Below are 24556 nucleotides of genomic sequence, written 5' to 3' on the forward strand. Positions count from 1 at the left end.
GCCGGTCAGGCCGGCCGCACCAGCACGTGCTTCTTCTTGCCGAGCGAGAGCTTCACGACGCCTTCCGGGCCGAGGTCCTGAACCGTGACGACGCGCCGGTCGTCGGTCAGCGGCTGGTCGTTGATGCGCACCGCGCCGCCTTGGATGTGCCGGCGAGCCTCGCCGTTCGAGCCGGCCAGCCCGGCGGTGACAAACAGCGCCAGGATGCCGATCCCCGCCTCAAGTTCCGACTTGGTTACCTCGATGCTGGGCAGCGTGTCGGCGAGCGCGCCTTCCTCGAAGGTCTTGCGCGCGGTTTCGCTTGCAGTCTCGGCCGCGTCGCGACCGTGCAGCATGGCCGTGATCTCGGTGGCGAGGATCTTCTTGGCCTCATTGATCTCCGAGCCGCCGAGCTTTTCCAGGCGCGCGACTTCGTCCAAGGGTAGGGTCGTGTAGAGCTTCAGGAAGCGACCGACATCGGCGTCCTCGGTGTTGCGCCAATACTGCCAGAACTCGTAGGGCGAGAGCATATCGCCATCGAGCCAGACCGCGCCTGACGCCGACTTCCCCATCTTGGCGCCGGACGAGGTCGTGAGCAGCGGCGTGGTCATGGCGAAGAGCTGCACGCCTTCCATGCGGTGGCCGAGGTCGATGCCGTTGACGATATTGCCCCACTGGTCCGAACCGCCCATCTGCAGCCGGCAGCCGACACGCTTGTAGAGCTCGACGAAGTCGTAGGCCTGCAGGATCATGTAGTTGAATTCGAGGAAGGACAGCGACTGCTCGCGGTCGAGCCTCAGCTTCACGCTATCGAAGGCGAGCATGCGGTTGACGGAGAAATGCCGGCCGACATCGCGCAGGAAGTTGACGTAGTTGATCTGCATCAGCCAGTCGGCGTTGTTGACCATGACCGCATCGCCGGGGCCGCTGCCGAATTTCAGGTAAGGCGCGAAATTGCGGCGGATGCCCACGAGATTGTCGTCGATGTCCTGCGGGGTCAAAAGCTTGCGCGCCTCGTCCTTGAAGGACGGATCGCCGATCATCGAGGTGCCGCCGCCCATCAGCGCGATCGGCCGATGGCCGGTCTGCTGCAGCCAGTGCAGCATCATGATCTGGATCAGCGATCCGGCATGCAGGCTCTTCGCGGTGGCATCGAAGCCGATATAGGCGCTCACCGTTTCCTTGGCGAAAAGCTGGTCGAGGGCGGATTCATCCGAAATCTGGTGGATGAAGCCGCGCTCGCTCATGATGCGCAGGAAATCGGATTTGAAGGCGGACATTTTTTCTTCCTGGAGATCGCCGGGCACTTGGCCATGCTTTACGTGAAGGCGCGCGTTTAGCATCCAAGCGCGATCAGCAAAAGTGGTTTCCGGTTTTGCGTCCGATCGCGCTTCAACCAACAAACACGCGATCAGCAAAAGTGGTTTGCGGTTTTGCGCCTGGTTGCGTGGGGCAGCCGTCCTTGCTTCACCTTCCTCGCTGGCGTAATGAAGCGCCGCGCAAAGACAGGCGCGCCGCGACGGGGCTATCCCGCAGTTTCAGATCGGAAAAGCTCCCGCGATGAACAGGAACTACCTCTTCCTCTTTCTGTTCAGCATCGTCATGACCGTCAGCGGGCTGGCCAGCCTGCCGCCGGTGGACCGCGACGAATCCCGCTTCGTCCAGGCTACCAAGCAGATGGTCGAGACAGGCGATTATGTCGATATCCGCCTGCAGGACGTCACCCGCTACAAGAAGCCGATCGGCATCTACTGGCTGCAGTCGGCGGCCGTGGCGCTGAGCGGCGAGGGGGCCGCGGCGCCGATCTGGATCTATCGCCTGGTTTCGATGCTGGGCATCGCGCTCGCCGTCGTCGGGATCGGCTGGACCGGGACAAAACTCTTCGGCGCCAATGCCGGGGTGGCCGCCGGCCTGATGATGGCGGCGATCTTCGCCACCGCCTTCGAGGGGCGCGACGCCAAGACCGACGCCATGCTTCTCGCCTGCTGCGTGGCGGCGCAAGGCGCGCTGGCACAGGTCTATTGGGCGGCAAAGCGCAACGAGCCGGTACCCGGGCACCTGCCCTGGATCTTCTGGATCGCGCAAGGGTTGGGCATCCTCATCAAGGGGCCGGTCTCGCCGCTCTTGTCGCTGCTGACGGCCGCGGCGCTCTTTGCCTTCGACCGCGACTGGCGCTGGCTGCTGAAGATGAAGCTGGCGCGCGGCGTCCTGATCGTGCTCGCGATCGTGCTGCCCTGGCTGATCCTCATCACCTGGAAGAGCGGTGGCGCCTTCTTCCAGGAAGCGGTCGGCAAGGACATGCTGAACAAGGTGGCGCAGGGCGAGGAATCGCACGGCCTGCCGCCCGGCTTCTACATGCTGACCTATTCGCTGTTCATGTGGCCCTTCGGGCTGATCGCGGTCGGCGCCGGACTGCAGGCGATCAACCGGTTCCGGGACGATCCGCGCCTGCGCTTCTGTCTCGCCTGGTACATTCCGTTCTGGCTGGTGTTCGAGGCGATCCCTACCAAGCTGCCGCACTATGTCATGCCGGCCTATCCGGGCATGGCGCTGCTTATCGGCTGGCTGCTCACCTTGCCGGCGGACCAGGCCAATGCGCCGCTGAAGCGCTGGCAGACTTGGCTGTGGTGGGCAACTGCCTTCGGCCTTGCCGTGGTGGCGATCGGCCTTGCCGTGGTCTGCGTCGGCGCGCCGCTTTATCTGGCCAAGGCCTTCTCCTGGTGGAGCATACCTGCGGCGATCGCCGCTCTGGTCACCGGTTATCTTGCCTTCCCGCGGCAATTGCAGGTGCCGCTTTCGCGCATTGCCGCGATCGCGGTCGGCGCCGGCATCACCTTCAGCCTGCTCTTCGGCGTCATCGCGCCGTCGCTGAAGCCGATCTGGCTGAGCCCCGCCATCAAGGCCGCGGTCGAGGCCAACCGTCTTTGCGACACCACCGTGCTTGCCTCGGCGAAGTTCCAGGAGCCCAGCCTGGTCTTCCTGGTCGGCACCAAGACCGTGCTGACCGACGTCGAGGGTGTGGCGCGGCATCTGCTGACCGATCCATCCTGCGCGCTTGGGCTGGCGCCGATCAAGGACGAGCAGCATCTTGCCGACGTGCTGGCCGCCCAGGACAAGTCGGCGAAGCGACTGACCGAGATCGACGGGATCAACTATTCGTCAGGAGACAAGCTCTCGCTCGGCCTTTACCGGGTGGCGCCGTGATGAATAGCGTCGGGCATAGAATGCCCCTATAAGCTCGCGACCAGAGCCGGATGATTTCAGGTCAAAAACGACCTGAAATCTGAATCCGGCTCTGAATCAAAGAGATAGAGCATGATGTCGCCCGAAAACCGCCGCACACTTTTCGGCATCATGCTCTAGCATGTCCGCCGCGCCCCTTGCCCTCTACCGCCGCTCGCTCGGCAATTTCCGCGACACGATGACGATCGTCAGGCGACGCTTTGCCGTGCGGCCGGCGCGCTATCCTAGGATTCTATGGGGCGTCTGGCTGCTGGCCTGGGCGCTGGTCACCGTGGCGGTCTTCCTGCGCCTCGATGCCGGCGCCGGCGAGATGCGCGGCGAATGGTCACCCGGCTTCGTGCGCTTCACCGATTTTTTCACGCAATTCGGCTTGGGCGGCTGGTACCTCATTCCGGCAGCGCTCTGCCTCGTCGCCGCCAATCTGACGGACTGGCGCGGTCTGTCCCGGCATGGCCGGATGGTCGTCTACAACTGGACCTGTTTCGCCTTCCTGGTGCTCTGCGCCGTCGGCTTGTCCGGCCTGGCGGTCAACGTGTTGAAATACGGCATCGGCCGCGCCCGGCCGCTTTATTTCGACAGTTTCGGCGTCCTGTCGCTGCATCCTTTCGCCATGGACGCGCGCTTTGCCGGTTTCCCCTCCGGCCATGCCACGACGATGGGCGCGGTGTTCGGCATCCTGCTGCTGCTGTTCCCAAGACGTTGGTACATCTCGCTGGTGGTCACCGCCTGCATCGCTTCGACCCGCGTCTTCGTCGGCGCGCATTATCCCAGCGACACGGTCGCAGGCTTCGGCCTCGGGCTGGCGTTTGCGGTGGTCTCGGGGCTGGTGTTCGCCCGGCTCGGCTTCATCTTCCGCCAGACAGGCTCGAAGCTGCCGGTGCGCAAGCGGACATTCCGGCTGAAACCGTCCAACGCGCCAAGAGGCGGAATTTCGATGGCCGGCCTGGTTGAGGGCGGCGAGATCGGCGCCGACAGAACGCAGACCCATTAAAGCGCCCGGATTTCGCAGCGTTCCGCGCTAGCGAGGTTCTCCCTTTCATGGAAACGGCGAACCGCTCTATCTCTTTGTTATTTAAACAATTCCAGACGAAAGGCTACGGCGAGGTCGCCGAGCCTAACCACTCACACTTTTCTTGGAATTGCCTAGCGCAGCCGCTTCGGCCGTGGATCGGCGAGCTCGCCGGCCAGCCGCCGATCGAGATAGTCGGCGCATTCCTGGAGCAGCAGCTCGGAATCGTTGGCGAAGAAGTGGTTGGCGCCGGGAATCGTCTTCTGGGTGATGGTGATGCCCTTTTGCGTGTGCAGCTTGTCGACCAGGCCCTGCACGTCCTTGGGTGGCGCCACCTTGTCGGCGTCGCCATGGATGATCAAGCCGGATGACGGGCAAGGCGCCAGGAAGGAGAAGTCATAGGTGTTGGGCTGAGGTGCCACCGAGATGAAACCCTCGATTTCCGGGCGGCGCATCAGAAGCTGCATGCCGATCCACGATCCGAAGGAATAGCCGGCGACCCAGCAGCTCTTGGAATCCGGATGCAGCGACTGCACCCAGTCGAGGGCCGCGGCCGCGTCCGACAATTCGCCGGTGCCGTGGTCGAACTCGCCCTGGCTGCGGCCGATGCCGCGGAAATTGAAGCGCAGCGTGGTGAAATCGCGCTTCTGGAACATGTAGAAGAGGTCGTAGACGATCTTGTTGTTCATCGTGCCGCCGAACTGCGGGTGCGGGTGCAGCACGATGGCGATCGGCGCGCTCTTTTCCTTCGAGGGCTGATAACGACCCTCCAGGCGACCAGCCGGACCGGCGAAAATGACCTCAGGCATAAAATACTCCACGTGGCATACGAAGGCGCTATCCCGGAACTCTTCTGGCCCCAGCTTTTCTGCGGCCTTGACGCCGGGCGAGCGTCTTCCTAGAAGCTAGTTTAGAATTGTTCAAAACTGGGCAGCCGAAACGCAATGGTTTGGCCGTCCGCGCCGCAAGCCGGGTAAATAGGACGGCTTGCCTTGCAATTTCAAGGAAATAACGCGCTATCCTCGCGGGATAGTTGGCGAAAGGACGAACTGAGCGAAAATGGCCGCAACCCGCGCCTATCTCGACTACAACGCCAGCGCGCCGCTCATTGCGGAAGCGCGGGCGGCGATGGTCGCCGCGCTCGATGCCGCCAATCCGTCATCCGTCCACACCGAAGGCCGCGCCTCGCGCCGGCTGGTCGAGGATGCGCGCCGCGACGTGGCGCGGCTGGTCAACGCCCGACCGGAACATGTCGTCTTCACCTCCGGCGCCACCGAGGCGGCCTCGATGCTGCTTGGGCCCGACTGGCAGATGGGGCGCGGCGCCATCCGCATGAGCCACCTCTATGTCTCGGCGGCAGACCATCCCTGCATCCTGAATGGCGGGCGATTTGCGGCAGCACAGGTGACGAAGGTCGGCGTCGACCGGAACGGCATTGCCGATCTCGGTGCGCTGGTCGCCGCGCTTGCCGCGCATGACAAGGACGCCGGCCTGCCGCTGGTGGCGATCCATGCCGCCAACAACGAGACCGGCGTTGTGCAGCCGGTCGGTCGCATCGCCGAAATCGTCAAGGCCGCCGGCGGGGTGCTGGTGGTCGACGCCGTGCAGGCTGCCGGGCGGATTCCGCTCGATATGTCAGTTCCTTATGCCGATTACCTGATCCTGTCCTCGCACAAGATCGGCGGTCCGAAGGGCGTCGGCGCGATCATCGCCGCGTCCGACCTGATGATGCCGCGGCCGCTGATCAATGGCGGTGGCCAGGAGAAGGGTCATCGCGCCGGCACGGAAAATGTCGCCGGGATCGCGGGTTTCGGCGCCGCCGCGCGCGCCGCGCTGACCGGTCTCGACGGCATGGACGCCATCGCGCAGCGGCTCGACGCGGTCGAGGCGATCGTGCGCGACCTCGCGCCGGACGCGGAAATCTTTGGAACGGCGGCACCAAGGCTTGCCAACACGACATTCTTCGCTATTCCCGGCATCAAGGCCGAGACGGCGCAAATCGCTTTCGATCTCGCCGGCGTCGCATTGTCGGCGGGTTCGGCCTGCTCGTCGGGAAAAGTCGGACCGAGCCATGTGCTGAAGGCGATGGGCCATGGCGAGAGCCTGGGCGCCTTGCGCGTTTCGATCGGTCGCGCGACCGGCGCCGAGGATATCGAGGCTTTCCGGGCGGCGCTGGCCGGGATCGTCGCTCGCCGCGCGGGCAAGGAAGAAGCCGCCTGACAGCGGCAAAGATGAATTCAGGCCATACGGCCTGGTAGAGCCGTGCGTTTTGTCCTGGCCGGGTGAATTTCCGGCGGACACGCACTATATGGAACTTACTCCGCCGCGAGTCCCATCTGGGGCACGATTTCGGCGGTGCCATAGTTTGAAAACTGCCGGGCCTTGACCCCGGCGTGGATGGAGAACGCTTATGCCTGCTGTGCAGGAGACGATCGATCGGGTTCGAAAGATCGACGTCGACCAGTATAAATACGGATTCCAGACAGAGATCGAGATGGACAAGGCCCCCAAGGGCCTGAGCGAAGACATCATTCGCTTCATCTCGGCCAAGAAGGATGAGCCGGACTGGATGCTGGAATGGCGTCTGGAGGCCTATCGCCGCTGGCTGACGCTGGAAGAGCCGACCTGGGCGCGCGTCCACTATCCGAAGATCAACTTCCAGGACATTTATTACTACGCCGCGCCGAAGAGCACGCCGGGCCCGAAGTCGCTGAGCGAGGTCGACCCTGAGTTGCTCAAGGTCTATGAGAAGCTCGGCATCCCGCTCAAGGAGCAGGAAATCCTGGCCGGCGTGCAGAAGACCGGGGCGGCTGACACGGAAGAAGAAGAGGTAGGCGACAACGTCTACAAATCCGGCCGCGTCGCGGTCGACGCCGTTTTCGATTCCGTTTCGGTGGTCACCACCTTCAAGGAAGAGCTCGCCAAGGCCGGCGTCATCTTCTGCTCGATCTCGGAAGCGATCCGCGAGCATCCGGAACTGGTCAAGAAGTACCTGGGCTCGGTCGTGCCGACCTCGGACAATTTCTACGCGACGCTGAATTCCGCGGTGTTCACAGACGGCTCGTTCGTCTTCGTGCCGAAGGGCGTCCGCTGCCCGATGGAGCTGTCGACCTATTTCCGCATCAACGAGAAGAACACCGGCCAGTTCGAGCGCACGCTGATCATCGCCGAGGAGGGGGCTTACGTCTCCTATCTCGAAGGCTGCACGGCGCCACAACGCGACGAGAACCAGCTGCATGCCGCGGTGGTCGAGCTGATCGCGCTCGACGACGCCGAGATCAAGTACTCGACGGTGCAGAACTGGTATCCGGGCGACGCCGAGGGCAAGGGCGGCATCTACAATTTCGTCACCAAGCGCGGCGACTGCCGCGGCGACCGCTCGAAGATCTCGTGGACGCAGGTCGAGACCGGCTCGGCGATCACCTGGAAATATCCGAGCTGCATCCTGCGCGGCGACGATTCCCAAGGCGAGTTCTATTCGATCGCGGTCTCGAACGGCTACCAGCAGGTCGATAGCGGCACCAAGATGATCCATCTCGGCAAGAACACGTCGAGCCGCATCATCTCCAAGGGCATCGCCGCCGGCTTCTCGCAGAACACCTATCGCGGCCAGGTCTCGGCGCATCGCAAGGCGGCCAACGCGCGCAACTTCACCAATTGCGATTCGCTGCTGATCGGCGACCAGTGCGGCGCGCACACCGTGCCATATATGGAAGCCAAGAACGCGACGGCGAAGTTCGAGCACGAGGCGACGACGTCGAAGATCTCCGAGGACCAGAAGTTCTACGTCATGCAGCGCGGCATTCCGGAAGAAGAAGCGATCGCGCTGATCGTCAACGGCTTCGTCAAGGACGTCATCCAGCAGCTGCCGATGGAGTTCGCGGTCGAGGCGCAGAAGCTGATTGGCATCAGCCTCGAGGGTTCGGTCGGCTGACCGCAATACGATATTCAGGAAGAGATTATGCTTGAGATCAAGAATTTGCATGCCCGCATCGTCGATGACGGGACCGAGATCATCCGCGGCCTGAATCTCACGGTGAAAGCCGGCGAGGTCGCCGCCATCATGGGCCCGAACGGTTCGGGCAAGTCGACGCTGTCCTACATCCTCGCCGGCCGCGAGGACTATGAGGTGACCGAGGGCGACATCCTCTATAACGGCCAGTCGATCCTGGAAATGGATCCGGCCGAGCGCGCCACCGCGGGCATCTTCCTCGCCTTCCAGTATCCGATGGAGATACCCGGCGTGGCGACCATGGAATTCCTGAAGGTGGCCATGAACGAGCAGCGCAAGGCGCGCGGCGAGGAGCCGCTGAAGGTTCCGGAATTCCTGAAGCGCGTGAAGGAAGCCGCGGCCTCGCTCAGCATGGACATGAACATGCTGAAGCGGCCGCTCAATGTCGGCTTCTCCGGCGGCGAGAAGAAGCGCGCCGAGATCCTGCAGATGAAGCTCTTGGAGCCAACGCTCTGCGTGCTCGACGAGACCGATTCCGGCCTCGACATCGACGCGCTGAAGATCGTCTCGGACGGCGTCAACGCGCTGCGCTCGCCGGAGCGCGCCATCGTCGTCATCACCCACTACCAGCGTCTGCTCGAGCACATCGTGCCCGACAGTGTGCACGTGCTCTACAAGGGTCAGGTCATCAAGTCGGGCGACAAATCGCTGGCGCTCGATCTCGAGGCCAATGGCTATGCCGGCGTGATCGGCGAAGCCGCGTGAGATGGGAGCGGTCGAGGCAAGAACAATGAACATGCACGCACAGCCCCAGCGGACATTGGCCGAGACGGCGCTGATCGATGCCTTCGGCGAGCGGCTGTCGCTGCTGCCGGGCGACGGCGCGGTGATGGTCAAGCGCGACGACGCGATCGAGGCGATCAAGCACGGCCTGCCGACGCGGCGCGTCGAATCCTGGCATTACACCGACCTGCGCCGGCTGCTGACCAAGGTTCCGGCTTTCGAGGCCGGCGCCGTCGTCAAGGCGCTGGCACCGATCCTTGAAGGCTCGGCGGTGCTGCCGGTGCTGAACGGCGTCTCCAGCGCCAAGGCGCCGGAGATCGAAGGCGTCACCGTGCAGCGCCTGTCGGAAAAGCTCACCGATGGCAGCGTGGCTCCGGGACTGGGCCCATACGGCAGCGACGACGCGATCGGCGCGCTCAACACCGCCTTCGTCGCCGACGGCTATTTCGTCGATATCGCCGACGGCGCCGAGCTGGAAAAGCCGGTCGAATTGCAGAACCTCCAGGCCGGCGGCCAGTCGCATGTGCGGCTGCTGACGCGTGTCGGGGCCGGCGCCAAGGCGGTCATCGTCGAGCGCCAGGCGGGCGAGGGCGACGAGGCGCTGGTCTCTTCGGTCAGCCAGCTCGTGGTTGGCGACGGCGCGGAAGTGACCTGGCTGATCGTACAGGAGCAGCCGGAGACGGCCACGCATCTCGCCCAGTTCAAGGCGCATATCGGCAAGGATGCCAAGCTGACGCTGTTCGTGATGAATGCCGGCGGCAATCTGGTGCGCCAGGAGGTAGTCGTCAGGACGACGGGCGAGGGCGCCGACTTCAAATTGCGCGGCATCAACCTTCTTGCCGGCGACACGCATACCGACACCACCATGGTGCTCGACCATGCGGTGCCGCACACGACCTCGACGGAAGTGATCCGCAATGTGGTGACCGGCAAGGCGCGTGGCGTCTTCCAGGGCCGCATCAACGTGCATCAATACGCGCAGAAGACCAACGCCAAGATGGCCTGCAACACGCTGCTTCTGTCGGACGACGGCGAGTTCTCGACCAAGCCGGAGCTGGAAATCTTCGCCGACGACGTCGTCTGCGGCCATGGCGCGACGGTCACCGAGATCGACCACAACCATCTGTTCTACCTGATGGCGCGCGGTATCGACGAGAAGTCGGCGCGGGGCCTTCTGGTGAAGGCATTCGTGGCCGAAGTGATCGAGGAACTGGACGACGAGGCGCTGGTCGAGGCGCTGGAAGAGCGGCTCGACGGCTGGTTTTCGACGCACGGGTAGCGGCACAGGCGAAAGCCGCGCCCCCTCATCCGGCCGCTTCGCGGCCACCTTCTCCCCGAGGGGAGAAGAGGCAGACGGCGACGTTGGCGACCTCCTCTCTCCCGCCGGGAGAGGGTGGCCGGAGCGAAGCGGAGGTCGGGTGAGGGGGAGCCACATTGGAAGGTTGATTGCTGTGGACCAGAAGATCGAAACCACTCCTTATGACGTCGAGGCGATCCGCCGCGACTTCCCGATCCTGTCGCGCGAGGTCTACGGCAAGCCGCTGGTCTATCTCGACAATGGCGCCTCGGCTCAGAAGCCGCAGATCGTGCTCGACACCATCCAGCACGCCTATTCCCAGGAATACGCCAACGTCCATCGCGGCCTGCATTTCCTGTCGAACGCCGCGACGGATGCCTATGAGAACGCGCGCAAATCCGTACAGCGTTTCCTCAACGCGCCGAGCACCGACAACATCGTCTTCACCTCCAACACCACCTCGGCGATCAACACGGTCGCCTATGGCTATGGCATGCCGCGGATCGGCGAGGGCGACGAGATCGTGCTGTCGATCATGGAGCACCATTCAAACATCGTGCCCTGGCATTTCATCCGCGAGCGGCAGGGCGCGAAGCTCGTCTGGGTGCCGGTCGACGATCTCGGCGCCTTCCACATCGAGGAATTCGAGAAGCGCCTGACCGACCGCACCAAGCTCGTCGCCATCACGCAGATGTCGAATGCGCTGGGCACGGTGACGCCGATCAAGGAGATCGTGCGCATCGCGCATGCGCGAGGAATTCCGGTGCTGGTCGACGGCAGCCAGAGCGCCGTCCACATGCCGATCGACGTGCAGGACCTCGACTGCGATTTCTTCGTCTTCACCGGCCACAAGGTCTACGGCCCGTCCGGCATCGGCGTGCTCTACGGCAAGAAGGATCGGCTGCAAGAGATGCGGCCCTTCATGGGCGGCGGCGAGATGATCGAGGAGGTGACGGAGGACATCGTCACCTACAACGAGCCGCCGCATCGCTTCGAAGCAGGCACGCCGCCGATCGTGCAGGCGATCGGCCTGGGCGCGGCGCTCGACTATATGGAGAAGGTCGGCCGTGAACGGATCGCAGCACACGAGGCGGACCTCAAGACTTACGCGCATGAGCGGCTGCGCGCGATCAACTCGTTGCGCATCTTCGGCGACGCGCCCGGCAAAGGCGCCATCATCTCGTTCGAATTGCAGAGTATCCATGCGCATGACGTGTCGATGGTCATTGATAGGCAGGGTGTTGCCGTCCGCGCGGGCACGCATTGCGCCCAGCCGCTGTTGAAACGCTTCGGCGTGACCTCCACATGCAGGGCATCATTCGGCATGTATAATACCAGGGCCGAGGTCGACGCCTTGGCCGAGGCGCTGGAAAAGGCGCGAAAGTTCTTCGGGTGACGATGATGGACGATGTGAGCACCACCGCAGAGACTGCAGCGAACGGCATTGTCTCGGCCTCGGCGATCCCCGCCGACGAGCTGGCGCGGCTGACCGACGACATCGTCTCGGCGCTGAAGACGGTCTACGATCCGGAAATCCCGGCCGACATCTACGAGCTCGGCCTCGTCTACAAGATCGACATCGAGGACGACCGCTCAGTCAAGATCGACATGACGCTGACCGCGCCAGGCTGTCCGGTGGCCGGCGAAATGCCTGGATGGGTCGAGAACGCCGTCGGCGCCGTCGAAGGTGTGTCAGGCGTCGAGGTGAAAATGACCTTCGATCCGCCTTGGACGCCGGACCGGATGTCGGAAGAGGCGCAGGTCGCGGTCGGGTGGTATTGAGCTTGACTTGCACGCTAGGTGAAAGTTCACCATCTTAAGGGCAGACTCATTCCGTGGGCCTTGAACGTGCGTGAACGTGGAGAATGACATGGGACGCTTCGCCGTCATCACGATGACCGACAGGGCCGCCGACCGCGTGCGCGAGATCGTGGCTGCGCGCGACAACGCGCATGGCATCCGCCTCGGCATCAAGAAGGGCGGCTGCGCCGGCATGGAATACACGGTCGACCTGGTGACGCAGCCGAACCCGAAGGACGACCATATCGAGCGTGACGGCGCGCATGTCTATGTCGCGCCCGAAGCTGCGCTTTTCCTGTTCGGCACCGAGATGGATTTCGAGCAGACGACGCTGCGCACCGGCTTCACCTTCAAGAACCCGAACCAGAGCTCGGCCTGCGGCTGCGGCGAATCCGTCGAATTGAAGCCGGCGGACCTCAAGGCGCTTGCAGAGGCGCGCGCTTCCTGAATTCTTCTTTCTCCCGTCCAACGGCGAGAAGGAAGCTAATCTACCCACATCCCTGTTCGCTTGTGCCAATCCGCGATCGATTCCTCGGGATAGACGTCGAACACCTTGTCTCGTCTGCCGACCACCGGCTCGACCCAGTTCGCCTTGTATTTCAGCATCAGATGCACCTTTTCGGGTGGTGTCGGCAGGTCGGTGTCGATCGCCGAGGCAAAGGGATGCACAAGCTCCGGCCAGGTCGGGTCGTAGAGCCAGAGCGCCGAGCCGCATTTCCGGCAGAAATTGCGCTCGCCGGTCGACACCTCGCAATGCGGATGCTCGTCATCCTCGATCTCGGCGCGATAGACGCCGAGGCTGGGCTTGCCCCTGATGTTCATCGTCTCATAGGCGGCGCCGAGATTGATGGCGAAACCGCCGCCGCCTTGCTGCTTGCGGCAAATCGAGCAGTAGCAGAGCATGAAGGGCACCGGCGTGTGGCTTTCTACCTCGAAGCGGACGGCGCCGCAGCGGCAGGAGCCTTTGAGCAGGATGGGCATGGCGGGATCTCCGTTTCCAGGTCACAACCTGTCAGCATGCTCTTGGTTGCGGCAATGACAAGGCCGATGCCGGATGAGATGATGCGGCATGGACAATGCCCGCCTTGAAGAACTGTTCGAAAGCCTTGGCCCGATCAGCATCCGTAAGCTGTTCGGCGGCAAGGGCATCTATTGCCACGGCGTCATCGTCGCGGTCGTCGTGCGCGGCGAATTGCTACTCAAGGCGGACGAGGAAACGATTCCCGATTTCGAAGCCGCCAGCTGCCGCCAGTGGACCTATACCGGCTCGCGCCACGGCAAGGAGGTGGCGATGCCGTATTGGAGCATTCCCGACGACGCCTTCGACGATCCGGACGAGATGGCGGTGTGGGCGCGGCGCGCCTATGAGGCTGGGAGACGGGCGGGGAAGTGATTGGCCGGCTGTTGAAACGCTTGTGAAGAGCACGTCGAGGCCGCCCCCTCATCCGGCCGCTTCGCAGCCACCTTCTACCCGCTGGGGAGAAGAGGTTGGCGCAGGCGCTAGCAGCTCCTCTCCCCTCGGGGAGGTCGGATTGCCCCGAATTGCTCTTCGCAATTCGGCCTTGGCAATCCGGGTGAGGGGCTTCGCCGCGTGCCTTTATAGCGCCTTAGCAATCTCCGCCGCCAGCCGCGCGTTGTTCTCGACCAGCGCGATGTTGGTCTTGAGGCTGCGGCCACCGGTGAGTTCCAGGATCTTCGACAAAAGGAACGGCGTCACCGCCTTGCCGGTGACGTTGAGCGCTTCGGCGGCCTTCTGCGCGGCCTGGATGTAGCCGGCCATTTCGTCAGCCGGGATTTCGTCGTTCTGCGGCACTGGATTGGCGACCAGGATGCCGCCGCCGAGGCCCAGCGCCTGACGCGTGCGGTAGAAATGCGCGATGTCTTCAGGCGCATTGAGCGTCAGCGGCGCGCGGAAGGGCGACTGCCTCGACCAGAAGGCGGGCATGGTCTCGCAGCCATGGCCGATGACCGGCACGCCGCGCGTCTCCAGCACTTCCAGCGTCTTTTCGATGTCGAGGATCGCCTTGGCGCCGGCCGAGACGACGATGACCGGGGTGCGTGCCAGCTCATCGAGGTCGGCCGAGATATCAAAACTCTTTTCCGCGCCCTTGTGGACGCCGCCGATGCCGCCGGTGGCGAAGACCTTTATGCCGGCCATATGCGCGGCGATCATGGTTGCCGCCACCGTGGTGCCGCCCGTGCGCTTTTGAGCGACCGCGAAGCCGAGATCGGCGCGCGACAGCTTCATGGCGTCGCCGGTCATGGCAAGCGATTCGCGCTCGCCGTCGGACAGGCCGATCTTGATGCGGCCGTCGACCACGGCGATCGTCGCCGGCACCGCGCCGCCTTCCATGATTATCTGCTCGACCTTGGCCGCCATCGCGCCATTGTCGGGGTAGGGCATGCCGTGGGTGATGATGGTGCTTTCCAGGGCCACCACGGGCCGGCCGGCGGCAAGCGCCTCCGCCACAGGCGGGTGGATGTCGACGAAGGGGCGGCCGGTTTGCGGCGTCATTGTATGTCTCCGATCCGAAGGGATTGCTTCGGCATATTTGGTGGCCCTATGCCACCTCCCGTGCCTCCGGCACAAGGGCAAGCGCCTGCGTGAAGTTGCCTGCCGTGAAGGACGGCACGGCCTGAGGGCTCTCGATGGCGAGCATTGCCGCGGCAACGCCCTCACGCAGCGCAGCGCGCAGCGGCAGGCCGCGCAGCAAGGCGGCAACCGTCGCCCCGGTCAGCGCGTCGCCGGCGCCGGTCACGTCGGCGATCTTGCGCGGCGCGGGCGGCGCGATCTCGAAGATGCCGATGCCGTCGAAGCCCAGCACCGGAGCGCCGCCGGCCGTAACCACGCCGGCGTTCAGGCTAATTCGCCTGAGCGCGTCGACAAGGGCTTCTCCGGACAATTCGCCGCCGACCAGCGCGGCGGCTTCGCGGCGGTTCATGAAAAGCACCGACAGATGGTCGAGCAGCGGCGTCAGGCGAACGACCTTGGCCGGCGAGACGGCGATGGCGAAGATCGGCTGGTCGCCGGCAAGCGCCACCAAGCGCTCCAGCGCCGCCGTCGGCAGGTTGGCGTCGCACAGAATGGCGTCCGCGGCGCCGACCGCCTCGCGCACCTTGGCGCGCCTTATTTGCTTGGGGAAGGCGAGGTCATAGAGCGCCATGTCGGCCAGCCCGACGATCAATTCGCCTTCGGCGTCGATCAGCGCCGTGTAGCTCGGCGTCGTGCGGTCGAGGAACACCACCGAGAGGTCCGCTATTCCGGCATTGTCGATCGCCGAGGCAACTGTGTCCGCGGCCGCATCGCCGCCGCGGACCGAGATCAGCGAGGCCGACACGCCGCGCTTCACCACGCTGCGCAGCGCGTTGAAAACGACGCCGCCGACGTCCTCGCGCATCATGCCGGGGTTGGAGGCGGCCGGCACATAAGTGCCCGAGACCTGGCCGCGGCGGTCGATATGGGCGCCGCCCAGCGCCAGGATTGTTGGGGATGTCGGCATGCGGATGTTGTAACCTTGGTTGATCGTGCGGCTGCGCACACTAGAGCGGTTCGGCGTTTTGCGGAAACGCCGAACCGCCGCATCTTCTTGTTTTTACGCAATTCCGGACGGAATTGCTCTAGGTTCCTCACGTCGCCGTGCAATCGGGTCGCGATTCGGACGGCCGGATACCGAAATCTCTCCTGGACCAGTGGGTCTGGTTTGTACCAGCGCGTATTTATCCCTTGACGACAAGTAGGGTTGTATTAGGGTGTTCGCGATTCCGGCATATCATCCTGTGGGCATGATTCCCCGTTGGATGCTTAGGAGGCGACGCGTGTTCGTTCCGGCTGCCCTTCGCAGTTGCGTAGTGTTCATCGGCATTAAGAAGGAGGATGGCAGGTTCCTCCCGAAAGCCACTGGATTTTTGGTTGATGCCGGCGAGGGTTCGTTCTTGCGAGCGCATTTGGTGACTGCCGAGCATGTAGTCATGCACGTGACTAATCTAGTTGCCGCATCAAAAACAAAAGACGCTATGGCCGTTAGGCTTAATACCGTTGATGGTGGCACTCAGACGGTCGATTTGACTGGAGTGCATTGGTGGCATCATCCAGACCTTGAAAACCTGTCTGATGTCGCGGTAACGCCTTTCTCGTTCGCAAGAGAGCAATTCGATCACGCGCCTCTATGGGTGTTTAACCGCGACCTCTCGAACGAAATAGTGCGTGCCGAAGGCGGGGCGTTAGGGCAAGAGATACTTATCCTTGGGCTATTTCGCTACCACACGGGCTCTCTCCGCAATGAACCGATCATTCGGGTAGGTAATCTATCAGCCATGCCCGCTGAACCTTTGTGGACCAGCCATGCCGGTCATATCGAAGGCTATTTGGTTGAGGCGAGGTCCATATCCGGGCTCAGCGGTTCCCCGGTTTTTCTCAATCTGATGGATGTTCATTCGTCTCGGGTGACGGTGACACCGGAAGATTGGTCTACTGCCATGGAAACGAAGGCATCTAAGGATACATTCTTCATTGCTCCGGATCACAACGAAAAGGGTCTGTTGGCCGCGCTTGCCGAAATGCGGCTTGATAATGCGGTGGACCTTGGTCGATATCCATTGCTCGGGCTTATGCATGGACATTGGGACTTACCAGGGTCTGAGGCAGCGGTCATAGAGGATGTCGGAGAACGCAAGGAATCGGTCAATGTTGGCGTCGGAATCGTGATCCCCGCGCGCAAGATTCTGGAGACGCTCTATCAGGAGGAACTGGTGAACGAACGATCTAGGCTTGAGGCAGAAGAGCGTCAGAAGAATGGGGCCGTACCGGATGTTATTTCCGATTCGGACGACGCAGGACAGGACCAGTCAGCCAGCGCTGCAAACCCCAGTCACCGAGAGGATTTCACGTCTCTACTAAACGCGGCAGCGCGAAAGCATAAACGAGACGATTGAACATGGCCTCGTGTGAATGACGGTGGTTGCGGCGATATGAGAACTCGCTGACGTACTTCCACATATGCTTGCTGGAAATATGAACGTGGGTGCCCAGCACGGCGCGCTTGAAGTGCGACCAATGGCCTTCAAGCGTATTGGTGTGGTGAATGCCGCGAACGTACTCTTTCTCGCTGTGAGTGACGGTCTGATGGTCGTAGCCGAACTCACCGAGATTGCGATAGGAGCGGTGCTCGTCAGTGCTAATCGTGCTGCCGCGCTCCAGGTTGTCGAAAATGATGGGTTCCATGGTGAACGTTGAGGTGTCGGGGATCGGGCCGGCGACAATGCGGCCATCCCGCTCTACAAAGCCCATGACGATAGTCTTGTTCGTTCCTTCCTTGCGGCGGTCGTCCTGCGTCTGCCTGCCGCCCATCACGGTCTCATCGATCTCGACATGACCGGAGAGAGGGCCGCTATCGTCGGCGTTCGCCATCAGTTTCCGAAGCTCATGGCACATGCGCCAAGCACATTTGTAGGTGACGCCTAGCTGGCGCTCGACTTCCTTCGCGGCAACACCGTGACGTGTGCTGGTCATGAGGTACATGGCAAAGAACCACTTGGTGAGGTTCGTCCGCGATTTGTGGAAGATCGTTCCGGCGCACGGGTAGATGTGATGGCCGCACTCTTTGCAAGCGTATGCCTTGCGCTTGGTCATGGCGTGAAAGGTGGTCTCGACACCGCACCCGGGACACATGATTCGGGTGCCGCCGTAGTTGATCTCCATCAGCTTTGCGAGACAGGCCGCATCGTCCGGATATTCGGCTTGGAAGGCCTTGAAGGTGTATTTGGACACGGCGGCTATCCCCTTACCTGTGGTTGAGGGATAAATTAGTGGAGAGCTTACTTGTCGTCAAGGGATAAATACGGTACCAGCGCTGGTAAGACAAAAATAGAACAAACCCAGATATTGATTATTTTTCCGATAGTTGTTGCCCCTTGCCAAATGAGAACAAAAAAGGTACAAAAACGGCAGGGATCACGGATTGTCCGGCCTTCATTGACGACCAAGGGGTGATGTATCATGGCTCAGAATTCTTTGCGGCTTGTAGAGGATAAGGCAGTGGACAAATCAAAGGCTCTGGACGCGGCGCTGTCGCAGATCGAGCGCGCTTTCGGCAAGGGCTCGATCATGCGGCTCGGCGCCAACGAGCAGGCGGTCGAGATCGAAACCGTACCGACCGGCTCGCTCGGCCTCGATATCGCGCTCGGCGTCGGCGGCCTGCCGCGCGGCCGCATCGTCGAGATCTACGGTCCGGAAAGCTCGGGCAAGACCACGCTGGCGCTGCACACGGTCGCGGAAGCCCAGAAGAAGGGCGGCATCTGCGCCTTCGTCGATGCCGAGCACGCGCTTGATCCGGTCTATGCCCGCAAGCTCGGCGTCGACCTGGAAAACCTCCTGATCTCGCAGCCCGATACTGGCGAGCAGGCGCTGGAGATCTGCGACACGCTGGTGCGTTCGGGCGCCATCGACGTGCTGGTCATCGACTCGGTCGCGGCACTCACGCCGCGCGCCGAAATCGAAGGCGAGATGGGCGATGCGCTGCCCGGCCTCCAGGCTCGTTTGATGAGCCAGGCGCTGCGCAAGCTGACCGCCTCGATCTCACGTTCCAACACCATGGTCATCTTCATCAACCAGATCCGCATGAAGATCGGCGTCATGTTCGGCTCGCCCGAGACGACCACGGGTGGCAACGCGCTGAAATTCTATGCCTCGGTGCGCCTCGACATCCGCCGCATCGGCTCGGTCAAGGACCGCGACGAGGTCGTCGGCAACCAGACCCGCGTCAAGGTGGTCAAGAACAAGCTGGCCCCGCCCTTCAAGGTGGTCGAGTTCGACATCATGTATGGCGAGGGCGTGTCCAAGACCGGCGAGCTCGTCGATCTGGGGGTCAAGGCGGGCGTGGTCGAGAAATCGGGCGCCTGGTTCTCCTATAATTCGCAGCGCCTCGGCCAGGGTCGCGAGAACGCCAAGCTGTTCCTGCGCGACAATCCCGACACGGCGCGCGAAATCGAGATGGCGCTCAGGCAGAATGCCGGACTGATCGCCGAGAAATTCCTCGAGAATGGCGGCTCCGAAGGCGGAGACGACGGTTTCGAGGACGAAGCCGGCGCCGTGTGAGGCGACGGCCGGAGTTTGGCCATAATCTTGTTATATCCGCATATGCTTATGTAATTGAGTTCTAGTATTGCGTACCCGAACCGCCGGCCCTCGTGCCGGCGGTTTTGCGTTTGTGGGCGGTGTTGAGCCGCCGCTCGCCGGCTGATTGGCCTAAAGCGCGTCGCGATCTTTCAGATTCGCTCCATGCGCTTTAAGCCTTTGTTTTGATGCATGTCGTTGTCCCAGAACCGCTGCGCACTTCTGGGCGACATGCATTAGGTTTTTGATTTTACGCATGTCTTTATCCCGAAACCGGTTCCCACTTTCGGGAGACATGCTTTAACTCCGTGTTTCTGGACAGGCTCAAGAGCTATCGCTAAAAGGCCCATCTATCTTCTGAAACATGAAAGCCCATCAGCCGCCGGCAGCGCCGGCGGTTCTTGCGAAAAAGGCAGTATGCAATGAGTGGCGTGAACGACATCCGGTCGACATTCCTCGACTACTTCCGCAAGGAGGGTCACGAGATCGTCGCCTCCAGCCCGCTGGTGCCGCGCAACGATCCGACGCTGATGTTCACCAACGCCGGCATGGTGCAATTCAAGAACGTCTTCACCGGGCTGGAGAAGCGTCCTTATTCGCGGGCGTCTACCGCGCAGAAGAGCGTGCGCGCCGGCGGCAAGCACAACGACCTCGACAATGTCGGCTACACCGCGCGCCACCTCACCTTCTTCGAGATGCTCGGCAATTTCTCGTTCGGCGACTATTTCAAGGAGTGCGCGATCGAGCTTGCCTGGAACCTGATCACCAAGGGTTTCGGCCTCAAGAAGGACAAGCTGCTCGTCACCGTCTATCACACCGACGACGAGGCGGCGACTTATTGGAAGAAGATCGCCGGCTTCTCGGATGACCGCATCATCCGTATCCCGACCTCGGACAATTTCTGGGCGATGGGCGACACCGGCCCCTGCGGCCCGTGCTCGGAAATCTTCATCGATCGCGGCGAGCATATCTGGGGCGGCCCGCCCGGCAGCCCGGAAGAGGACGGCGACCGGTTCCTGGAATTCTGGAACCTGGTCTTCATGCAGTATGAGCAGGTGACGAAGGAAGAACGCATCGACCTGCCGCGTCCCTCGATCGACACCGGCATGGGCCTGGAGCGTATGGCCTCGATCCTGCAAGGCGTCGAAAGCGTCTTCGAGACCGACCTGTTCAGGCATCTGATCGATGCCGCGTCCTCCGCGCTCGGCCAGGGTCCGGACCAGGAGAATGTCGCGTCGTATCGCGTGATCGCGGATCATCTGCGCTCGTCCTCCTTCCTGGTGGCCGACGGCGTGCTGCCGTCCAATGAAGGCCGCGGCTATGTGCTGCGCCGCATCATGCGCCGCGCCATGCGCCATGCGCAGCTGCTTGGCGCCAAGGAGCCATTGATGTGGCAGCTGGTGCCGGCGCTGGTCCGCGAGATGGGCCAGGCCTATCCCGAGCTGGTGCGCGGCGAAGCGTTGATCACCGAAACGCTGAAGCTCGAGGAAACGCGCTTCCGCAAGACACTGGTGCGTGGCCTCGGCCTGCTTTCGGACGCCACCGAAACGCTGCATGCCGGCGACATGCTGGACGGCGAGACGGCCTTCAAGCTCTACGACACTTACGGCTTCCCGCTCGACCTGACGCAGGATGCGCTGCGCCAGCGCAGCATTTCGGTCGACATCGCCGGCTTCACCGACGCGATGGAGCGGCAGAAGGCCGAGGCGCGCGCGCACTGGGCGGGCTCGGGCGAAGCCGCGACCGAAACCGTGTGGTTCTCGGTGCGTGAAAAGACGGGTGCCACCGAGTTCCTCGGCTATGAGACCGAGCAGGCGGAAGGCATCGTCCAGGCGCTGGTCAAGGACGGCAAGGCCATCGACAGTGCGAGCCAGGGCGATGCGATCGCCGTGGTCGTCAACCAGACGCCGTTCTACGGCGAATCCGGCGGCCAGATGGGCGATACCGGCGTGATCTCCGGCGAAGGCTTCTCGATCGAGATTTCCGATACGCAGAAGAAGGCCGACGGTCTGTTCGTGCATCTCGGCAAGGTAGCCAAAGGCACGGTGAAGACGGGCGCTGCGGTCGAGCTCAAGGTCGACCACGCGCGCCGCTTGAAGCTGCGCGCCAACCATTCCGCCACGCATCTCATCCACGAGGCGCTGCGCGAGGTGCTTGGCACCCATGTCGCGCAGAAGGGCTCGCTGGTCGCGCCGGACCGGTTGCGCTTCGACATCTCGCACAACAAGCCGATCTCGGCCGATGAGCTCGAGGTGGTCGAGCGGATGGCCAACGAGATCGTCGTGCAGAACAGCCCGGTGTCGACGCGCCTGATGTCGGTCGACGATGCCATCGCCGAGGGCGCCATGGCGCTGTTCGGCGAGAAATACGGCGACGAGGTGCGCGTCGTGTCGATGGGCACCGGCCTGCACGGCGCCAAGGCCAATCGTCCTTATTCCGTCGAGCTTTGCGGCGGCACGCATGTGAGGTCGACCGGCGATATCGGTCTGGTGCGCATCCTTTCGGACAGCGCGGTGGCGGCGGGTGTGCGCCGCATCGAGGCGCTGACCGGCGAGGCTGCGCGCAAGCATCTCGACGAGCAGGACAAGCGACTGAAAGCCGCGGCGGCGACCCTCAAGATCTCGCCTGCCGACGTGCCGGCGCGGGTCGAGACGCTGCTCGAAGAGCGCAAGAAGCTCGAAAAGGAGCTCACGGAAGCGCGCAAGAAACTGGCGCTGGGCGGCGGCTCGGACGTTGCCGATGCGCCGGCCCCCAACGAGACCGTCGCCGGCGTCGGCTTCCTTGGCAAGGCGGTCACCGGCGTGGCGCCGAAGGACCTGAAGCCGCTTGCCGATGCCGGCAAGAAGACGCTCGGCTCCGGCGTGGTGGTCTTTGTCGGCGCCGGTGAGGATAACAAGGCAAGCGTGGTCGTCGGCGTCACCGACGACCTGATCGCTCGTTTCAGCGCCGTCGATCTGGTGCGCGTGGCGTCCGCCGCGCTCGGCGGGCAGGGCGGCGGCGGACGTCCCGATATGGCCCAGGCCGGAGGCCCGGATGCCTCCAAGGCCAATGATGCGATCGCCGCGGTTAAGGCGGCGCTGGAGGCGGCGTAGGCTGCGGGCTAATTATCGAAACGTCGGCGGGGCAGCGGGGCGCTGTCCCGCGGTCTTTTCAATAATGTCAGCTTACCTTTTCGGTCTTGGCAAAGCTCTGCCGCGCCGCGACGCGCTGATACCAATCGCGCATCTCCACGAACCGCGCCAACAGGTCGCGTCCTTCCGCGACCTTGACGAAATAGGCAATGATCGGCGCCGCATGCAGGTCAGCCAGCGTCAGCTGGTCGCCGAACAGCCAGGGCCCCTTTGCCTTCAGCGATGCCAAAACCTTTAGCACCGTCTCGGCCTGGCGGAGCCCGCCGGCGATCAGCGCCTCGTCCGGCGGGGTCTTTTCCAGCCGCTCGACGGCGACGTCCCAGACCATGGCGCGATAGCCATAGGCGTCGAGCATGCCGATGATCTGGCCCATCCTGGCGCGGCCGCGCACGTCGGCGGGCTGCAGGGCCGGACCGTCGAAGGCTTCGTCGACATAGCGCGCGATAGCGCCGGTCTCGAACAGATGAAAGCCGTCATGCTCGAAGGCCGGGATGCGGCCGAAAGGGTGAAGCTCCAGATACCAGGCCGGAATGCCCTCGGCGGCGAAGATGTCGAGCGGCACCAGCTCGTAGCCGACACCCTTTTCCGCCAAAGTCATCCGCGCGATGCGCACATAGACGCTGTAGTCCGCGCCGTAGAGGATAGGCTTGGCCATCACTTTCGCTCGTTGCTTATCCCAGAAAAAACGAAGGCTCCTTCCGGAGCCTTCGACATTATCGGGATTTGATTACCCCATGGCCTTCTGCAAATTCTCGTCGATCTTGTCGAGGAAGCCGGTGGTCGAGAGCCAGGGCTGGTCGGGGCCGATCAGCAGCGACAGGTCCTTGGTCATGAAGCCCGATTCGACTGTCTGGATGCAGACCTTCTCCAGCGTTTCGGCAAAGCGCTTCAGCTCGGCATTGTCGTCGAGCTTGGCGCGGTGGGCGAGGCCGCGCGTCCAGGCGAAGATCGAGGCGATCGAATTGGTCGAAGTTTCCTCGCCCTTCTGGTGCTGGCGATAGTGGCGGGTCACGGTGCCATGCGCGGCTTCCGCTTCCACTGTCTTGCCGTCCGGCGTCATCAGCACCGAGGTCATCAGGCCGAGCGAGCCGAAGCCTTGGGCCACGGTGTCGGACTGCACGTCGCCGTCATAGTTCTTGCAGGCCCAGACATAGCCGCCCGACCATTTCAGGCTGGAGGCGACCATGTCGTCGATCAGGCGGTGCTCGTACCAGAGCTTGCGCGCCTTGAACTCGGCCTCGAACTCCTTCTCGTAGACTTCCTGGAAGATGTCCTTGAAGCGGCCGTCATAGGCCTTGAGAATGGTATTCTTGGTCGACAGATAGACCGGATAGTTACGCAGCAGGCCGTAGTTCAGCGAGGCGCGGGCGAACTCGCGGATCGACTCGTCGAGATTGTACATCGCCATGGCAACGCCGGCGCCCGGCGCGTCATAGACGTCATGCTCGATCACCTGGCCGTCCTCGCCGACGAACTTGATCGTCAGCTTGCCCTTGCCGGGGAAGCGGAAGTCGGTGGCGCGGTACTGGTCGCCGAAGGCATGGCGTCCGACGATGATCGGCTTGGTCCAGCCCGGCACCAGGCGCGGCACGTTCTTCATGATGATCGGCTCGCGGAAGATGGTGCCGCCGAGGATGTTGCGGATGGTGCCGTTGGGCGACTTCCACATCTTCTTCAGCTTGAACTCCTCGACGCGCGCCTCGTCGGGGGTGATCGTCGCGCATTTCACGCCGACGCCGTATTTCTTGATGGCATTGGCCGAGTCGATCGTCACCTGGTCGTTGGTGGCGTCGCGGTGCTCGATGCCGAGGTCGTAATATTCAAGCTTCAAGTCGAGATAGGGGTGGATCAGCTTGTCCTTGATGAACTGCCAGATGATGCGGGTCATCTCGTCGCCGTCGAGCTCGACGACCGGGTTCGCCACCTTGATCTTCGCCATGGAAAGAATGCCTCGTTGCTGGGGGATCTGGACGGCCTTGCCCGCATGGTTTCGGCCGGGATGCGGAGCGTATATCAAAGGCTTTTTCAGCGCGCAAACCGCGATCCGCGCCGGAGCGGACGCGTGCCGCTGTTGTGAATGCTTCATTTTCCGGTCCGGATGTGGCAGGGGACGCCGAAACGCCGCAAACTCCGGTTACCCACAGCCATGCCAGCCACCGAAGATACAACCAAAACCGCTTCCGCCGGACCGGCGATCATCCTGGTCGAGCCGCAGCTCGGCGAGAATATCGGCATGGTCGCCCGCGCCATG

Annotated in this window: 21 protein-coding genes and 1 pseudogene; 14 read left to right on the forward strand and 8 right to left on the reverse strand. The window is 62.9% G+C overall.

Going from position 1 to position 24556, the window contains the following annotated elements:
- Positions 1-5 precede the first annotated feature (5 nt).
- Positions 6-1259: a tyrosine--tRNA ligase gene (gene tyrS, locus FJ471_RS13735; RefSeq protein WP_140803833.1), complete on the reverse strand. Its 1254-nt coding sequence runs from the start codon at positions 1257-1259 to the stop codon at positions 6-8.
- A 280-nt stretch (positions 1260-1539) separates the two neighbouring features.
- Here tyrS and FJ471_RS13740 point away from each other — a divergent pair, with 280 nt between their 5' ends.
- Positions 1540-3183, forward strand: a complete 1644-nt coding sequence (locus FJ471_RS13740; RefSeq protein WP_140803835.1) for a glycosyltransferase family 39 protein — start codon at positions 1540-1542, stop codon at positions 3181-3183.
- A gap of 160 nt (positions 3184-3343) precedes the next feature.
- On the forward strand, positions 3344-4213 hold the full coding sequence (locus FJ471_RS13745) for a phosphatase PAP2 family protein (protein ID WP_181179386.1): 870 nt from the start codon (positions 3344-3346) through the stop codon (positions 4211-4213).
- Between the two features lie 152 nt (positions 4214-4365).
- Here the strand turns inward: FJ471_RS13745 and FJ471_RS13750 are convergent, their stop codons facing one another.
- Complete coding sequence (locus tag FJ471_RS13750) at positions 4366-5040, reverse strand: alpha/beta hydrolase (protein WP_140803837.1); 675 nt, start codon at positions 5038-5040, stop codon at positions 4366-4368.
- Between the two features lie 250 nt (positions 5041-5290).
- Here FJ471_RS13750 and FJ471_RS13755 point away from each other — a divergent pair, with 250 nt between their 5' ends.
- From FJ471_RS13755 to sufA, 7 genes are all read left to right on the forward strand, one after another.
- Entirely contained in the window at positions 5291-6451 is a 1161-nt protein-coding gene (locus FJ471_RS13755) for a cysteine desulfurase family protein (protein WP_140803839.1), read from the forward strand.
- Between the two features lie 190 nt (positions 6452-6641).
- The gene (gene sufB, locus FJ471_RS13760) at positions 6642-8165 is read left to right on the forward strand and encodes a Fe-S cluster assembly protein SufB (protein ID WP_140803841.1); all 1524 of its coding nucleotides are present in this window, start codon (positions 6642-6644) and stop codon (positions 8163-8165) included.
- 27 nt (positions 8166-8192) lie between these two features.
- Positions 8193-8948 (forward strand): Fe-S cluster assembly ATPase SufC, encoded by a 756-nt coding sequence (sufC, locus tag FJ471_RS13765; RefSeq protein WP_140803843.1) that lies wholly within the window; start codon positions 8193-8195, stop codon positions 8946-8948.
- Between the two features lie 25 nt (positions 8949-8973).
- Complete coding sequence (sufD, locus tag FJ471_RS13770; RefSeq protein WP_140803845.1) at positions 8974-10245, forward strand: Fe-S cluster assembly protein SufD; 1272 nt, start codon at positions 8974-8976, stop codon at positions 10243-10245.
- A 172-nt stretch (positions 10246-10417) separates the two neighbouring features.
- Positions 10418-11659 carry a cysteine desulfurase gene (locus FJ471_RS13775; protein ID WP_140803847.1) on the forward strand — a complete coding sequence of 414 codons (1242 nt, stop codon included), beginning with the start codon at positions 10418-10420 and terminating at the stop codon, positions 11657-11659.
- A gap of 5 nt (positions 11660-11664) precedes the next feature.
- On the forward strand, positions 11665-12045 hold the full coding sequence (locus tag FJ471_RS13780) for an SUF system Fe-S cluster assembly protein (protein ID WP_140803849.1): 381 nt from the start codon (positions 11665-11667) through the stop codon (positions 12043-12045).
- Positions 12046-12133: 88 nt separating this feature from the next.
- Positions 12134-12511, forward strand: coding sequence for a Fe-S cluster assembly scaffold SufA (gene sufA, locus FJ471_RS13785; RefSeq protein WP_140803851.1), 378 nt, complete (start codon positions 12134-12136; stop codon positions 12509-12511).
- A 35-nt stretch (positions 12512-12546) separates the two neighbouring features.
- Here the strand turns inward: sufA and FJ471_RS13790 are convergent, their stop codons facing one another.
- The gene (locus FJ471_RS13790) at positions 12547-13044 is read right to left on the reverse strand and encodes a GFA family protein (RefSeq protein ID WP_140803853.1); all 498 of its coding nucleotides are present in this window, start codon (positions 13042-13044) and stop codon (positions 12547-12549) included.
- Between the two features lie 88 nt (positions 13045-13132).
- Here FJ471_RS13790 and FJ471_RS13795 point away from each other — a divergent pair, with 88 nt between their 5' ends.
- Positions 13133-13456 (forward strand): TfoX/Sxy family protein, encoded by a 324-nt coding sequence (locus FJ471_RS13795; protein ID WP_140803855.1) that lies wholly within the window; start codon positions 13133-13135, stop codon positions 13454-13456.
- 204 nt (positions 13457-13660) lie between these two features.
- Here the strand turns inward: FJ471_RS13795 and FJ471_RS13800 are convergent, their stop codons facing one another.
- Both FJ471_RS13800 and FJ471_RS13805 read right to left on the reverse strand, forming a co-directional pair.
- Positions 13661-14578: a pseudouridine-5'-phosphate glycosidase gene (locus FJ471_RS13800; protein WP_140803857.1), complete on the reverse strand. Its 918-nt coding sequence runs from the start codon at positions 14576-14578 to the stop codon at positions 13661-13663.
- Between the two features lie 46 nt (positions 14579-14624).
- Positions 14625-15563 carry a carbohydrate kinase family protein gene (locus FJ471_RS13805; RefSeq protein WP_140803859.1) on the reverse strand — a complete coding sequence of 313 codons (939 nt, stop codon included), beginning with the start codon at positions 15561-15563 and terminating at the stop codon, positions 14625-14627.
- Positions 15564-15879: 316 nt separating this feature from the next.
- On the opposite strand from FJ471_RS13805, the gene FJ471_RS13810 reads away from it, so the two are divergent.
- Positions 15880-16995 carry a hypothetical protein gene (locus FJ471_RS13810; RefSeq protein WP_140803861.1) on the forward strand — a complete coding sequence of 372 codons (1116 nt, stop codon included), beginning with the start codon at positions 15880-15882 and terminating at the stop codon, positions 16993-16995.
- Here FJ471_RS13810 and FJ471_RS13815 read toward each other — a convergent pair.
- Positions 16946-17830: an IS1595 family transposase gene (locus tag FJ471_RS13815; RefSeq protein ID WP_140803863.1), complete on the reverse strand. Its 885-nt coding sequence runs from the start codon at positions 17828-17830 to the stop codon at positions 16946-16948. The two genes, FJ471_RS13810 and FJ471_RS13815, sit on opposite strands and share 50 nt — an antisense overlap.
- 228 nt (positions 17831-18058) lie before the next feature.
- On the opposite strand from FJ471_RS13815, the gene recA reads away from it, so the two are divergent.
- Both recA and alaS read left to right on the forward strand, forming a co-directional pair.
- On the forward strand, positions 18059-19156 hold the full coding sequence (gene recA, locus FJ471_RS13820; RefSeq protein WP_140803865.1) for a recombinase RecA: 1098 nt from the start codon (positions 18059-18061) through the stop codon (positions 19154-19156).
- A gap of 440 nt (positions 19157-19596) precedes the next feature.
- Positions 19597-22266 carry an alanine--tRNA ligase gene (gene alaS / locus FJ471_RS13830; RefSeq protein WP_140803867.1) on the forward strand — a complete coding sequence of 890 codons (2670 nt, stop codon included), beginning with the start codon at positions 19597-19599 and terminating at the stop codon, positions 22264-22266.
- A gap of 67 nt (positions 22267-22333) precedes the next feature.
- On the opposite strand, the gene FJ471_RS13835 is transcribed toward alaS, so the two are convergent.
- Both FJ471_RS13835 and FJ471_RS13840 read right to left on the reverse strand, forming a co-directional pair.
- On the reverse strand, positions 22334-22960 hold the full coding sequence (locus tag FJ471_RS13835) for a glutathione S-transferase family protein (protein WP_140803869.1): 627 nt from the start codon (positions 22958-22960) through the stop codon (positions 22334-22336).
- A gap of 72 nt (positions 22961-23032) precedes the next feature.
- Positions 23033-24244: an NADP-dependent isocitrate dehydrogenase gene (locus tag FJ471_RS13840; protein ID WP_140803871.1), complete on the reverse strand. Its 1212-nt coding sequence runs from the start codon at positions 24242-24244 to the stop codon at positions 23033-23035.
- Between the two features lie 207 nt (positions 24245-24451).
- Between FJ471_RS13840 and FJ471_RS35300 the strand changes: the two are divergent.
- Positions 24452-24556, forward strand: a pseudogene (locus tag FJ471_RS35300) (RNA methyltransferase); the annotation flags it as partial.

Source organism: Mesorhizobium sp. B2-7-1, assembly GCF_006440735.1.
GTDB lineage: Bacteria > Pseudomonadota > Alphaproteobacteria > Rhizobiales > Rhizobiaceae > Mesorhizobium.

What these genes read in the sequence shown, in the direction of transcription:
- tyrS (WP_140803833.1), bottom strand. Translation starts at nt 1,259, where the DNA reads ATGTCCGCCTTCAAATCCGATTTCCTGCGCATCATGAGCGAGCGCGGC.
- FJ471_RS13740 (WP_140803835.1), top strand. Translation starts at nt 1,540, where the DNA reads ATGAACAGGAACTACCTCTTCCTCTTTCTGTTCAGCATCGTCATGACC.
- FJ471_RS13745 (WP_181179386.1), top strand. Translation starts at nt 3,344, where the DNA reads ATGTCCGCCGCGCCCCTTGCCCTCTACCGCCGCTCGCTCGGCAATTTC.
- FJ471_RS13750 (WP_140803837.1), bottom strand. Translation starts at nt 5,040, where the DNA reads ATGCCTGAGGTCATTTTCGCCGGTCCGGCTGGTCGCCTGGAGGGTCGT.
- FJ471_RS13755 (WP_140803839.1), top strand. Translation starts at nt 5,291, where the DNA reads ATGGCCGCAACCCGCGCCTATCTCGACTACAACGCCAGCGCGCCGCTC.
- sufB (WP_140803841.1), top strand. Translation starts at nt 6,642, where the DNA reads ATGCCTGCTGTGCAGGAGACGATCGATCGGGTTCGAAAGATCGACGTC.
- sufC (WP_140803843.1), top strand. Translation starts at nt 8,193, where the DNA reads ATGCTTGAGATCAAGAATTTGCATGCCCGCATCGTCGATGACGGGACC.
- sufD (WP_140803845.1), top strand. Translation starts at nt 8,974, where the DNA reads ATGAACATGCACGCACAGCCCCAGCGGACATTGGCCGAGACGGCGCTG.
- FJ471_RS13780 (WP_140803849.1), top strand. Translation starts at nt 11,665, where the DNA reads ATGGACGATGTGAGCACCACCGCAGAGACTGCAGCGAACGGCATTGTC.
- sufA (WP_140803851.1), top strand. Translation starts at nt 12,134, where the DNA reads ATGGGACGCTTCGCCGTCATCACGATGACCGACAGGGCCGCCGACCGC.
- FJ471_RS13790 (WP_140803853.1), bottom strand. Translation starts at nt 13,044, where the DNA reads ATGCCCATCCTGCTCAAAGGCTCCTGCCGCTGCGGCGCCGTCCGCTTC.
- FJ471_RS13795 (WP_140803855.1), top strand. Translation starts at nt 13,133, where the DNA reads ATGGACAATGCCCGCCTTGAAGAACTGTTCGAAAGCCTTGGCCCGATC.
- FJ471_RS13800 (WP_140803857.1), bottom strand. Translation starts at nt 14,578, where the DNA reads ATGACGCCGCAAACCGGCCGCCCCTTCGTCGACATCCACCCGCCTGTG.
- FJ471_RS13805 (WP_140803859.1), bottom strand. Translation starts at nt 15,563, where the DNA reads ATGCCGACATCCCCAACAATCCTGGCGCTGGGCGGCGCCCATATCGAC.
- recA (WP_140803865.1), top strand. Translation starts at nt 18,059, where the DNA reads ATGGCTCAGAATTCTTTGCGGCTTGTAGAGGATAAGGCAGTGGACAAA.
- alaS (WP_140803867.1), top strand. Translation starts at nt 19,597, where the DNA reads ATGAGTGGCGTGAACGACATCCGGTCGACATTCCTCGACTACTTCCGC.
- FJ471_RS13835 (WP_140803869.1), bottom strand. Translation starts at nt 22,960, where the DNA reads ATGGCCAAGCCTATCCTCTACGGCGCGGACTACAGCGTCTATGTGCGC.
- FJ471_RS13840 (WP_140803871.1), bottom strand. Translation starts at nt 24,244, where the DNA reads ATGGCGAAGATCAAGGTGGCGAACCCGGTCGTCGAGCTCGACGGCGAC.